This window comes from Halalkalibacterium ligniniphilum (genome assembly GCF_000334155.1).
In the GTDB taxonomy this organism is placed as follows: domain Bacteria; phylum Bacillota; class Bacilli; order Bacillales; family Bacillaceae_D; genus Halalkalibacterium; species Halalkalibacterium ligniniphilum.
On the sequence record NZ_ANNK01000162.1, the window covers coordinates 31354 to 44531 of the forward strand.

A 13178-nucleotide genomic window follows, 5' to 3' on the forward strand; every position below is an offset into this window, starting at 1 on the left:
AATATTGTGTACTATGTAGGTTTATCACCCTACGTAAATTAACCGATAATCGCTAAAATATCGCTTTCACGAAGGATTAAATATTCTTTACCATCATACTTTACTTCTGTACCAGCATACTTTGAGAAAATGATTGAGTCACCCTCTTTTACTTCAAGAGCAATGCGCTCACCGTTGTCTGTGACACGTCCTGTACCAACAGCAACGATTTTCCCTTCTTGTGGCTTTTCTTTTGCAGAATCCGGCAGAACAATCCCACTCGCCGTTTTCTCTTCACTTTCCACTTGCTCAATAATGACACGATCACCTAATGGCTTTAACAAGGAAAACACCCTCCTTTAGAGCTTTTAAAATTTTCCTTATTAGCACTCGTTAAGTTTGAGTGCTAACACAATTATTATAATAATCACATCCAGGAAATTTTGCAAGCCCTTCGCATATTTTTTTAAAAGTAGACGAAAATCGACAACATTTTCTACTATCTCCATTGCTTGTCTTCTTTATTCGCTTTCTCTTTTTCGTCACATGAAGCGTGCATTCCTTCTGAATTTCTTGAATAACTATGATAAAATACAAAAAGTGGACGAAGAATGAAAAGGAGACAGTGTATTGAATAAACGATATTGGTGGATTTTAATTACATACGCGCTCATTCAGCTCTCTGCTTTCCCAGGTATGATTCTTTTACGTAATATGGGTGTTTCCCAAGATCGGATTCCTGGAATTTGGAGTATGATTAGCTTCAGCATCGGCTTAACAATTGTTTTACTACTTCTTATACCGGATATGCGTAACCGCCATCTTACAAGGGATCGTTCCTCACGTGGAGAAGCCATTCGCTGGTCGATTATTGGTGTTTTTATGGTGTTTGCGGCTCAATATATTGCTGCTTTTTTAGAAATGACTTTGTTTGGTATTGAACCAGGCTCTGAAAACACAGAAACGATTGTTGAATTTGCACGGGCCGTTCCAAGCTTTATCATTGTCATTTCTGTTCTTGGACCGATTTTAGAGGAAATTATTTTCCGTTTAGTGATCTTTGGTGCCTTATATAAGCGTTTTAATTTTTGGATTGCCGGCTTTGTAAGTTCTCTTATTTTTGCCGCTGTTCATTTTGACTTTACTCATTTGTTGATTTATACCGCAATGGGCTTTGTGTTTGCGTTCTTATATGTAAAAACAAAGCGAATCCTTGTACCGATTGTTGCCCATGTAGCACTGAACCTGTTCGTGGCCCTCGTCAATGTTGTTTTCTACGATGATTTGATGAATCTGCAGCGACAGCTTGAAGAAATGTCAATGTCCATGTTTATTGGAGGCTTGTTATGAGGACATCTCCTGTTTTTATGGCGGTCGTCTATGTGTTGATTTCGTTCCTATTTGTTTACTTAGCGATTCAAAACGTCAATCTTGCAGGATGGAATTTTTGGACCTATCTCTTTATCGGACTTGCAGCCGTTGACCTGATGATTGCTGTTCGGTTTTATAGAATGGGCAAACAAATCAAAAAAGACGATAAGTAAAAAATAATAAAAAGGGGAAGGTCAATAGTATTCAGTCCTTCCCCTTTTTCATTTAAACAAACGTTTCATTAAATCTTCGAGAAACGCTCAAAGACATCCATTAATTCATCGACAGCCTCTTCGCTTTTCCCATTATTTACAGCGTCCACGACACAATGGCTCGTATGACGTTTTAATAGATTCAAACTGACCTTTTTTAAAGCTGCATCAATCGCGGACATTTGCACGAGAATATCGACACAGTAGCGATCATCCTCGATCATTTTTTGGATGCCACGCACTTGACCTTCAATTCGCTTGAGGCGGTTTACCATTTGCTCTTTTTCCTTTTCACTTCTTGGGTGAGCAAGTGTTTTTTCTGTTTTATGATGCTCCATTAGACCTTCCCCCTTTCTTTGCAAAATGCACTACTTGTTATTTTTTAATGAGATTCGTTGAAGTCTCAAGGCATTTAAGACAACCGATACGGAGCTAAATGCCATCGCTGCCCCTGCAACCCAAGGCGCTAAGAGACCAACGGCCGCAATCGGAATCCCTGAAGTATTGTAAACAAAAGCGAAAAACAAGTTTTGTTTAATGTTTCGCATGGTCTTCTTGCTCATCATAACAGCATCGGCAACACTATTTAAGTCCCCACGCATGAGGGTAATGTCTGCAGCCTCAATCGCAATGTCGGTACCTGTACCAATGGCCATTCCGATATCGGCAATGGCAAGGGCAGGGGCATCATTAATCCCATCGCCGACCATCGCCACCTTTTTACCTTGCTGTTGTAGACGTTTGATTTGCTCCCCTTTTTCCTCAGGTAATACCTCTGCGATTACATTGTCAATGCCAACCTCTTTAGCAATCGCTTCAGCTGTTCGCTGGTTATCACCTGTCAGCATATAGACTTCAAGACCAAGTCCCTTTAATCGCTCAATCGCCGATTTCGAGGACTCTTTTACCGTATCGGCAACAGCAACAACCCCTGCATATTGACCATCAATGGCAACATACATCGCTGTTTTTCCTTCATTCTCTAATGATAAGACGACATCGGTTGCGCTTTTTACATCAATTGAATGGCTATCCATGAGCCGCTTCGTTCCTACCAATACACTCGTGTTTTGTACTTTTGATGTTACACCATAACCAGGTATTGCTTCAAACTCTTCAGGGTCAGATAATGCATATCCTTTTTCCTTTACTCCCTCAACTAATGCAATCGCAAGTGGGTGTTCTGAACGCTTCTCTGCAGACCCGACATAGGTTAACAGCGTTTTTTCTGAAATGCCATCTGCGGTGTAGACATCCGTTAAGGATGGCTGCCCCTTTGTAATCGTCCCTGTTTTATCCAATACAACGGTGGTAATCGACTGGGTATTTTCTAGATGCTCTCCACCCTTATAAAGGACTCCCATTTCAGCTGCTCGACCAGATCCTGCCATAATCGACGTTGGTGTTGCTAAGCCTAAGGCACACGGACAAGCAATGACTAGAATTGAGATCGTCGGAATTAACGCACTACCAAGGTCACCTGGTGTAACAATAAAATACCATATGAAAAACGTGACAATGGCAATCCCAATGACAATCGGGACAAAAACCCCTGAAACTTTATCCGCCATACGCTGAATGTTCGCCTTTGACCCTTGCGCTTCCTCAACCACTTTGACAATTTGAGCAAGAGCGGTATCTTTGCCAATTCGATTTGCTTCGACTGTAATGGCACCATTTTTATTAATTGTGGCGCCAATGACTGGATCGCCTGCTTGTTTATCAACAGGAATACTCTCACCTGTGATCATGGATTCATCCACGGCTGATCTCCCTTCAAGAATGATACCATCTACTGGTATTTTTTCTCCGGGCTTAATAAGCAAGTTGTCACCAACGACGACTTCTTCGATGGGAAGATCAATTTCTTCGCCGTTTCGAAGGACTCGTGCTGTTTTTGCTTGCAGGCTTAGCAGCTTTTTAATCGCTTCACTCGTTCTTCCTTTTGCCCGTGCTTCAAAAAACTTTCCGAGGACAATTAAGGTAATGATAATCGCTGCTGTCTCAAAGTATAATTCAGGCATCATCGCTTCACTTGTTCCGTATAACCATTCATAGCCTAAGTAGATACTGTAAAAATAGGCAGCTGATGTCCCGAGTGCCACAAGGACATCCATATTGGCGCTTTTATTTCGTAATGCCTTGTATGCTCCGACGTAAAATGGCGCTCCAATATAAAATTGAACTGGTGTCGCAAGAGCAAGCTGTACCCATGGGTCCATAAGGAAATGAGGCATCCAAATGAATGAAGTGAATTCAAAGTGGGTGACCATGGACCACAATAAGGGTAATGATAATATCGCGGAGAGAATAAATCGATTCCGCTGCTTTTTAATTTCTTCTTCTCTATGATCAACTCGTTCTGCATTTCCGTCTTGTTTTCGTTTTAAGGTATAGCCGATTTTATCAATGGCTTCTTCCATATCGTCAACTGCAACACTATTTGGCTCATATTCAACTGTCGCTGTTTCAAGAGCAAGGTTGACCGTTGCTTTTTTGACACCATCGAGTTGGTTCAGCTTTTTCTCTACTCGTGTGGAGCAGGCAGCACATGTCATACCAATGACGTCAAACTCCGCTTTCTCTAGTGCGACGTCATAGCCTAACTGTTGTACCTTATCCACCATTGCCCTTGTGTTTGTCTCTCCAGGATTATATTTGACGGTTGAGCGTTCAAGGGCAAGATTGACATTCGCTTCCTCTACCCCCTCTAACCGCTGTAATCCTTTCTCTATCCGAGTGGCACAAGCGGCACACGTCATTCCTTTTATCTGGAGCGTTACTTCCTTTTTTTCACTCATCTTTTTTCCTCCTTATACTTAATACCCTTATAGGGTATTAAGTTTTTGTGAAGAAAAGGTCGTGACCTGTCAGATTCACGACCTTTCGTCTTATTGAACATCGTAGCCTTGTTCTTCAATGGTCTCTTTAATTTGAGCAAGCGAGACTTTCTCTGCTTCAAAGGATACATCAACAAGACCCTTATTTAAATCAACCTTTACAGATTGTACCCCTTCCAGCTTACCAACGCTACCTTCTATAGCATTGACGCAATGTCCACAAGACATTCCTTTAACGTTTAATTGTTGCTGTTCCATTTGAAAACCTCCTATGCAATATCATGCTATCTTTCATCTCTTTCTATACACATTTTACTATACCCCCCTTAAGTATGTAAAGGATTTTGTTTTATTTTGTTTTATTTTTTCCCTTGTACATAGATCTAAAAAGACCAAAGCTACGTATAGTAAGCTTTAGCCTGTTGAATTGATCATTAAACTTTTTATTTTCACCTTGGATACTGGACTCTTGCATAAGAAAAGAGACCTCGAAAAGCTGTCGCCTGAAGCTAGACCGCTTTGTCATGTTATGCTTATCTTTATTAAAAAACCTTCTTTCGGTCTCGTTCTTCTTTTAGCATTTCGACCGCTTCTCGAAATCGTTGTGAATGCACAACTTCGCGCTCACGTAAAAATTTGAGGCCATCATTTAAATCCGGATCATCGGACATATCAATGATCCATTGATACGTAGCTCTTGCTTTTTCCTCAGCCGCAATATCCTCATATAAATCAGCTATGGGGTCCCCTTTTGCAGCAATATAAGAAGCAGTCCATGGCACTCCTGCAGCATTGTGATAGTAGAGCGCATGATCATGATTGACATAATGCTCTCCAAGACCTGCCTCCTTTAATTGTTCGGGAGTTGCATCCTTCGTTAACTTATAAACCATCGTCGCAATCATTTCCAAATGTGCAAATTCTTCTGTGCCGATATCTGTTAACAGCCCGATGACTTGATCGGGAATGGTGTAACGCTGGTTAAGATAACGGAGTGCAGCCGAAAGTTCTCCATCCGCTCCTCCGTATTGTTCAATTAAATATTTAGCTAGGGTCGGATTACATGTGCTTACCTTAACTGGATACTGCAACTTTTTTTCATAAATCCACATGAGTTTTTGCCTCCTCTTGTGTTTATAGCTGCCACGGCCAAGGTGAATTGCGCCAGTTCCAAGGATACCCACTGTAGCTATTTCCATACTGTTGCAGCGGTCCATAATAATTTTCCACTTGTTGCTTCACCTGCTGTCGATACTGAGCCATCTCATTAAATTGTTGAATTGCCTCCGTATCATATGGATGTGTGTCCAAATAAAGCGTGAGCTCCACTAAGACAAAATCAACGGCTTGCAATTGCTCCATTAATGGATAAAACTCTTTTGGTAAAACTTTTTGGCTCATGAGTCCTCATCCCCTCCCCTTTGCCGGTAGTGGCTTTCGTACGGCGAATAAAGAGCAGGCCATAATGTTCCCCGATGAAGCGCTTCAAGCGGTTTATACTGTGGTAATCCGTGCGGTTGATACCCCATATAAAGATTAGGTGGTGTTTCATAGGCTTTTACTTCAATACTCCGACAAGGGTCAAATGGGCTAACATACGGCCGGTAATACTTCCTTTGCGTAAACACCCTGCTCAGCCCCCTCTTTTAAATATTCATACATTCAACTTTATTCGGCAAATGGTACATTTAGACTGATTATTTCGCGAATTTCTAGAAAGACTGTCAGATGTGGAATACTTCCCACGAATGCTTATGGATTGGAACGAAATCAATGTACGTTAAATCTAAACAACATGTAGTTAAAGGGGGATGTGCCAAGGTGCTTCCTCTCTCATCTAGTACACGATCTCTAACCCTTTTCACAGAAAAAAGAGCTCCTGTAAAAATTTGGAGCCCCTTTTAGAATGTCCATATTCCCTTGTAAGATGAATGACACGAGCAATGCTTTCTGTCGCTTCCTTTAAAAGCTTATCTCCCTGTTTCAGTGCAGTTTCTAATTCCATCACTCCCTGTAATAGAGAAAATGCTGCATCAATTCCGTGACTACGACTCTTATATTCATTGTAGGCTCCTTTTTTCAGTTGTTTCATTGTACAGATAGACATCATTTCACCACTTATCACTCTTTTTTAGCTCAAAACACTAGTTATTTCACCTTGACCTTGCATTTTTCATACTGCTCAAAAAATAAGAAGGCCTCAATAGTTTTGGATTATACCTATCCTATCAGGACCTTCTTGCTCTCTGCTGTAAACGCAGCCTGCTTCATTCAGATTACGAAACCATCTCAAAAGGTGCAGGCATATGGTAATAAAAGCCTTGTCCAATTTGACAACCTATTTCGTTTAAATACTCGATTTGAGCTTTTTCCTCAATTCCTTCTGCTACAACCTTGATTCCCAGCTCTTTTGCTAGGGTGATGATTGCTTTCACAATGGCACGATGGCCTTGGTTGTGCTTAATTTCCTTAATAAAGCTTCGATCAATTTTCAAGCTATCAATCGGCAATTGGCTTAAATAACCTAAGGATGAGTAGCCTGTACCAAAATCATCAATCGCGATTTGGACTCCTAAGCTTTTTAATTGCTGTATGACATTCATGCCTCGTTCCATGTCTTGCATGAAAATGGTTTCCGTCATTTCAAGCATGAGATGCTGTGGATTTATACCAGATTCTCTAAGCATCTGTTCGACAGTTTCAACAAACCCAGTTGAACTTATTTGTTTAAGTGAAATGTTCACCGAAAAGCAAACGGGATCATGTCCGTTTGCCATCCACTGATTTGCTCTTTTGCAAACTTCCTCTAATACCCATTTCCCAATCGGAACGATTAAACCTGTTTCTTCAGCCACTGGAATAAACTCACTCGGTGCAATCCAGCCTAGCGTTGGATGCTTCCACCGTAATAGTGCTTCCATCCCCATTAACTGCTCGGTTTTTAAATCATATTGCTGCTGATAATACACGATCAATTCCTCACGTTCAATCGCTTTTCGCAAGCCGCTTTCAATGATTGAGCGTCTCGTCATTTCACTCCCATGGTTTTCTTCATACCATGCTAAACAAATATCTAGCTTCTTCGCCCGGTACATCGCTGTATCGGCACTTTTGAATAGTGATGTCATATCCGTTCCGTGATCTGGATAGAGACTGATTCCCATGCTTGCTGAAAGATGAAATTCTTGTTCTTCAACAAATGCAGGGGTAGAAATAACCTGCTCAATTTCAAATGCAACCTGCTCAATTTGCTGCTGGATCAAGTCGTCCTCCACAATTGGCACGATGATTAAAAATTCATCTCCACCCATCCGGCAAACAATGCCCTGCTCACCAATAAAATTTTTTAATCGGTCTCCTGTCAGCTTAAGTAGTTCATCGCCTGTCACATGACCATACGTATCATTTATAAACTTGAAGCGGTTTAAATCCAAATAAAGAATCGCCAATTTTGTATCTTTCTCTTGCATGTGATGCTCAAGAAAGGCATTAACAAAATTGCGATTATATAGACCTGTTAATTCGTCACGTATTGTTAAACTATCTAGAAAGATCGTCTGAGCAATTAATTTGGCGAATAGTTCAACCATCCGCACTTGCGAATCGCTAAACTGATAGGGCTGATTGTCAAATGCACATATTGTACCAATCACTTCTCCATGTGGATACGTGAGAGGAATGGCAAGAATGCAACCGTTGCCGTTCATTCCCAAAGTAACAGAGTGATCCTTCGTTAATGGATGATCTGAAAGATCAGACACGACAAAGGATGCATGCTCATCCTCCACTGCAAACCTGCATAATGCACTTGAATAGGGTACGGCCGCTCCTTCCTTTAGTAACTCATACTTCCGGTTAAAAACTTTGACAAAAAATGTATCCTTTCTATCATTTAACGTTATAAATAGCGTGTTGACCCCTATATACTCACTCATTATTTGAAGAATATGATCCGCTGTCTCGCTAAGGGTTTTATAATAAAATCGGTCTCTTGGATGAAAGTACATGATCTTTGCCTCCAGGTGGTAAGAGATAAGGATGATTCCGTTCTGAAGTTAACTGTTTTTGACATGCTCTAGCTGTTAGATTGACTACTATAATCCTTAGATGGATGCAGCTTCTAGAAGTTACATATGATGATTTGTAAATAGATGATTTACCGATTAAATTAACTAATAGTAACTTATTATAAAGCAATCAATGCCTATAATTCGACACAAACCAACGTTTTCCCTTCTTTTTAACATTGGTTTCTCCCGTACCCCTTATCTATAAGCTAAAAGCTAGGCTGTAAAATATACACATTGCTTGAATCAACGCACCAAACCAATTTGAGTATTCATTCAAATCACCTAATGGTTAGAATCGATTTAGTTGTAAAAAAAGGAAGCCATCACTCTTGACGGCTTCCTTTCGGTTCATCCTTATATAATTCTTTTCCTTTTGCGCCCCACCAAAAAAGGAGGAGAATTGCAAATACCACGATCAATATAGGTGCAATCATAATTAAAAAGAAATCCATGCAGGTCTACACCTCCTATTTCTTTCCTTGTGCATATTGGCTATCAAATAGAAACAGACGCATCAATAAATAAAGAGATGGAATCAATAAGAAAAACCCTGCAATAAAGGCTACGATTAATGCGATCGCCATTGCTTCATTCGTAAACCCGTCGTAAATTGTCAAATACGGGTAAAGCAAGTAAGGCAAATGTGACGCGCCGTAGCCAAAAAACGCTGTTGCGAACTGGAGCATCACAAAAATAAAGGCTAAACCAAGCCGTTTCTTTTTCCAAATGAGATAAACTGCACCTAAGAAAAAGAGAAACGATAAGCTAAACATCCAAGCAATGTCGAGCATATTTGCAAAATGAACTGGGTTATGTTGACTAAGAGCAAAAAAGACGAGCACACTTGCTAAAATGGTCGGAAAGCTCCAAAACAACGCATACCCTCTTAAAACATGAAAGGCCTTTTCATCCTTAGCCTTTTTTGCATAAAACGTCAGGAAGCAAGCAGAAATGTAGAGAACACTCACAATCGCTAGCAACACAACAGCCCATGAATAAAAGTTCGTAAATAATGCATAGTAATCAAGGAAAACTTGCTCTCCTTGCAGGATGATAAATCCTCCTTCTGAAATCGTCAAGACAACCGATAACGAAGCGGGAATTAACAAGCCGGTTGCACCATACAAAAATTGATAGAAGGACTTTCCCTTTGCTCCGTAATTATGAAACGCATAGTAGGAGCCACGGATCGCAAGGAGTATGATCGCAATACTCCCAGGAATCAACAGCGCTGTCCCGTAATAATATGCGGTTGAAGGAAAAAAACCAACAATACCAATAAAGAAAAAAACGAGAAACACATTGGTCACTTCCCAAACGGGTGACAAATACCGATCAATGACCTTATTGATAATATGGTGTTTACCTGTAATGGACGAGTAATAGCTAAAGAAGCCGGCGCCAAAGTCAATCGACGCCACAATTAAATACCCATAAAGAAATGTCCACAGTACGGTAATTCCTATGATCTCATAATCCATAACCCCCATCCTTTCTATTAAAACTACGTTTCCTATTCCATTCCACGATCCTTCAGTTCTTTTTCAACTGGATTTGATTTAAACATTTTTCGCAGTACAGTGATGCACGTAACAGCGAGAATCGTATATAAAGCGATGAACAAATAAAGCATGATGTCCACATGGTTGGCCGTCGTCGCTCCTTCAGCCGTACGCATATACCCGACTAAAATCCATGGCTGGCGTCCAATTTCTGTAAAAAACCATCCCATTTCAATGGCGATCATAGCAAGTGGTCCACCAGCAAAAATCGCCCATAGAAGTGGCTTGTTAAGCTCATTCCAGCTCCGTTTTCTTGACATGAGGACATAAACAATAGAAACAACCGCTAAATACATTCCAATACCAACCATTGCATCAAAGAAATAATGGACAATGAGCGGTGGTAGGTCTTCTTCTGGGAATTCTTCTAACCCAATCACCTCTGCACCTGGTGAGCCATGAGCAAGAATACTTAACGCATATGGAATTTCTAAAGCGTACTCGACTTGATTGTCCTCTCGTAGCACTCCACCTAAAATGAGAGGAGCCTCTGTCGATGTTTCAAAATGCCATTCAGCTGCAGCAAGTTTTTCAGGCTGATATTCTGCAAGGTATTTTCCTGACAAGTCTCCAATAAGCGCAGTAGCAATCGCAAAGACTGCGGCTACTGTCATCGTCAAATTCAATGCTTTTTTATGATAGACGTGATTTTCCCCTCTCAGTAAGGCAATTGCTGCAATCGCTGCTAAGATGAACGCTGACGTTAAATAGGCTGACGATAAAACGTGCGCCACTTTTGTAGGCGTTGCTGGATTGAACATGGCTGCCAACGGATTAATATTGGCAACAAACCCGTCTACGATTTCAAAACCAGTCGGTGCATTCATAAACGCATTGACCGTTGAAATAAAAAAGCCAGAAGCGGCCGCTCCAATCACAACAGGAATAAGGAGCAGAAAGTGATAGATTTTTTTCTTAAAACGGTCCCATGTATATAAATAAATACCAAGAAAAATGGCTTCAAAGAAAAAGGCGAAGGTTTCCATAAACATTGGCAAGCTGATCGCATGCCCGGCCACTTGCATAAAGCTTGGCCACAATAAGCTAAGCTGGAGACCAATCGCTGTACCCGTTACTACACCAATTGCTACGGTAATCACAAAGCCCCGTGCCCACCTTCTTGCAAGCAGGCGATAATGCTCATCATTTCTTTTGATCCCGATCCACTCCGCCAAAGCAATCATAAGTGGAATCCCAACACCAATCGTCGCAAAAATCACGTGAAAGCCAAGCGTTAAACCTGTTAATATACGGCTATAGATCACCGGATCATATTCAAACATAGCTGTTCACCTCTTTTACGGTCATCATAAAATATAAAAGTCATCACACTAGCTCCGGTTACACTTTGTAATAGGCTTGCCCTGCAAAAGAAAGGAACTAACATCGCCACTCTCGATCAAATTAATATTGCTCATATATTCACAAAATGAAATTTACCGTACATGCATGTGTAAGTATCCTTATTCAACAAGATATCACGACTATCCTCTCTTTACCCCTATTCATTTTGTCAGAAACGTGGCAGCATTTTGTAGACTTTGTGACAAACTTCACAATATTAAATAATCGCATCCTTTGATACCAAGTTTAGGATCGAACAAGCTCGTAATAGTTGCAGATTTTTCTCCCATTGCTTAATCTATCCTAAAAGATAAAATCAACCCCCTCAGGAGAAAAGCATGAAAAAACATCCAAGCCAATTTCTAATGGCCGGATGCTTTTTTGATTCCACTCGCTTCATCGATTTTTGATTTCTTCTCTAACAAATATGCTGCAGGTATAGTGAGAGCTGTTAACACGCCAATGATTAAAAATCCTTCATTGATTGCTTGCAAGCTTGCAGCTTCTAAAGAACCTGTTGCAGCCGATACTTGCCCGCGCCGAACTTCATAATATATGGAGATAAAGACAATGCCTAACGCCGAGCTCATTTGCCTCAAGACATTCGTTAATGCAGATCCTCTTGAAATGGTTGGTTCCGGTATCGCGTTCATTCCAACCGTCGTAGCCGGCATCATAGTAAAACCTATACCTATCCCACGTATCGCCATCATGGCAAATATGAAAAAGAGGGTTGTCTCCAAATTCATCAACCCTAATGCGAGCGTCCCGGCTGCAGCAATCACCATTCCAGATGTAAGAACACCACTCACCCCTCGTCTGTCTAAGGTTCGACCACCAATTGACATGAAAATCCCTGAAAGGAGCGCCGACGGTAAAAACACGAGGCCTGTCATAATCGCCCCATAATGAAAAACTTGCTGGATTAAAAGAGGAATAAGAAAAACACCTGCAAATAAGCCGATTGACGCAACCCCTGATACCCAAATGCTTAATGTATAAGCAGGCACGCGAAACAGGGTTAGATCAAGAAGGGGCTGTTCCACCCGCTTTTCAATTTGGACAAAGACATACAGACAAAAGCTACCGAAGGCAAATAAGAGAAGATTTGGCAATGCAACAAGATGGCTCAATTCTGACATCCGACCAAATGTTAATAAGATAGCACCAACGCCAAGCGTAACAAATAGAAAGCCCCACCGGTCCAGCTTAATTTGGTTATTTATCATCGTCTTCGGAAGGTAAAAATAGGCAATAATTAACCCTGCCAACCCTACCGGAACATTGCACCAAAACAAATAGTGCCAGCTTGTCGTTTCAATGATAAACCCTCCAAGCGTGGGTCCAATAGCAGGGGCCACCATCGCCGCCACCCCCCAAATACCTGTAGCAAGCCCACGCTCTTGTCGAGGAAAAGCTTCAAAAATCAGCGCCATTGAAAGGGGCATCATGATTCCGCCACCAATGCCTTGCAAAGCACGAAAAGCAATCAAGGAGCTCAAATTCCATGAAAGAGATCCGAGAACCGATCCAGCAATAAAAAGCGCTAAACCAATTAAATAGACACGTTTTTTTCCGAAACGATCTCCTAGAAAGCCTGTTAATGGCATCGTCATTCCCATTGTTACCATAAAAATGGTGACAACCCATCCTATTGCGATAGCATCCGCCTCAAACACTTTCATCAACTGAGGCACAGCAGGATTTAGCATGCTGTTATTTAAAATCATTGTGAAAGATCCAAGCAGGACAGAGACAACCACCATCCACTTAGCTGGTATTTTCCCGAACATGCGACTC

Annotated in this window: 15 protein-coding genes; 2 read left to right on the top strand and 13 right to left on the bottom strand. The window is 41.1% G+C overall.

The window, feature by feature from the left end; all coding sequences use genetic code 11:
* Positions 1–38 precede the first annotated feature (38 nt).
* Positions 39–323, bottom strand: coding sequence for a co-chaperone GroES (gene groES, locus BLT_RS0119745; protein WP_017729431.1), 285 nt, complete (start codon positions 321–323; stop codon positions 39–41).
* Between the two features lie 286 nt (positions 324–609).
* Here groES and BLT_RS0119755 point away from each other — a divergent pair, with 286 nt between their 5' ends.
* Both BLT_RS0119755 and BLT_RS0119760 read left to right on the top strand, forming a co-directional pair.
* The gene (locus BLT_RS0119755) at positions 610–1329 is read left to right on the top strand and encodes a CPBP family intramembrane glutamic endopeptidase (protein WP_017729433.1); all 720 of its coding nucleotides are present in this window, start codon (positions 610–612) and stop codon (positions 1327–1329) included.
* Positions 1326–1523, top strand: a complete 198-nt coding sequence (locus tag BLT_RS0119760; RefSeq protein WP_017729434.1) for a YdiK family protein — start codon at positions 1326–1328, stop codon at positions 1521–1523. Before BLT_RS0119755 ends, BLT_RS0119760 begins: the two co-directional genes overlap by 4 nt.
* Before the next feature lie 68 nt (positions 1524–1591).
* Here BLT_RS0119760 and BLT_RS0119765 read toward each other — a convergent pair whose 3' ends face one another.
* From BLT_RS0119765 to BLT_RS0119820, 12 genes are all read right to left on the bottom strand, one after another.
* Complete coding sequence (locus tag BLT_RS0119765) at positions 1592–1900, bottom strand: metal-sensing transcriptional repressor (protein WP_017729435.1); 309 nt, start codon at positions 1898–1900, stop codon at positions 1592–1594.
* 30 nt (positions 1901–1930) lie between these two features.
* Positions 1931–4363 (bottom strand): heavy metal translocating P-type ATPase, encoded by a 2433-nt coding sequence (locus BLT_RS0119770; protein WP_017729436.1) that lies wholly within the window; start codon positions 4361–4363, stop codon positions 1931–1933.
* Positions 4364–4453: 90 nt separating this feature from the next.
* Positions 4454–4660 carry a copper chaperone CopZ gene (gene copZ / locus BLT_RS0119775; RefSeq protein WP_017729437.1) on the bottom strand — a complete coding sequence of 69 codons (207 nt, stop codon included), beginning with the start codon at positions 4658–4660 and terminating at the stop codon, positions 4454–4456.
* Between the two features lie 284 nt (positions 4661–4944).
* A complete protein-coding gene (gene cotJC / locus BLT_RS0119780) occupies positions 4945–5514 on the bottom strand; it encodes a spore coat protein CotJC (protein WP_017729438.1) in 570 nt (189 codons plus the stop codon).
* A gap of 22 nt (positions 5515–5536) precedes the next feature.
* Positions 5537–5803, bottom strand: a complete 267-nt coding sequence (locus tag BLT_RS0119785; RefSeq protein WP_017729439.1) for a spore coat protein CotJB — start codon at positions 5801–5803, stop codon at positions 5537–5539.
* Positions 5800–6030, bottom strand: a complete 231-nt coding sequence (locus tag BLT_RS0119790; RefSeq protein ID WP_017729440.1) for a spore coat associated protein CotJA — start codon at positions 6028–6030, stop codon at positions 5800–5802. The genes BLT_RS0119785 and BLT_RS0119790 overlap by 4 nt, the downstream gene beginning before the upstream one ends.
* Positions 6031–6263: 233 nt before the next feature.
* Positions 6264–6509: a glycerate kinase gene (locus tag BLT_RS0119795; protein ID WP_017729441.1), complete on the bottom strand. Its 246-nt coding sequence runs from the start codon at positions 6507–6509 to the stop codon at positions 6264–6266.
* 169 nt (positions 6510–6678) lie between these two features.
* Positions 6679–8409: a bifunctional diguanylate cyclase/phosphodiesterase gene (locus BLT_RS22490; protein WP_017729442.1), complete on the bottom strand. Its 1731-nt coding sequence runs from the start codon at positions 8407–8409 to the stop codon at positions 6679–6681.
* Positions 8410–8795: 386 nt separating this feature from the next.
* A complete protein-coding gene (gene cydS, locus BLT_RS24790; protein ID WP_017729443.1) occupies positions 8796–8924 on the bottom strand; it encodes a cytochrome bd oxidase small subunit CydS in 129 nt (42 codons plus the stop codon).
* A 15-nt stretch (positions 8925–8939) separates the two neighbouring features.
* Complete coding sequence (locus BLT_RS0119810; RefSeq protein ID WP_017729444.1) at positions 8940–9953, bottom strand: cytochrome d ubiquinol oxidase subunit II; 1014 nt, start codon at positions 9951–9953, stop codon at positions 8940–8942.
* 32 nt (positions 9954–9985) lie between these two features.
* Entirely contained in the window at positions 9986–11317 is a 1332-nt protein-coding gene (locus BLT_RS0119815; protein ID WP_017729445.1) for a cytochrome ubiquinol oxidase subunit I, read from the bottom strand.
* Positions 11318–11740: 423 nt separating this feature from the next.
* The gene (locus tag BLT_RS0119820) at positions 11741–13171 is read right to left on the bottom strand and encodes an MDR family MFS transporter (RefSeq protein ID WP_035426113.1); all 1431 of its coding nucleotides are present in this window, start codon (positions 13169–13171) and stop codon (positions 11741–11743) included.
* Positions 13172–13178 lie beyond the last annotated feature (7 nt).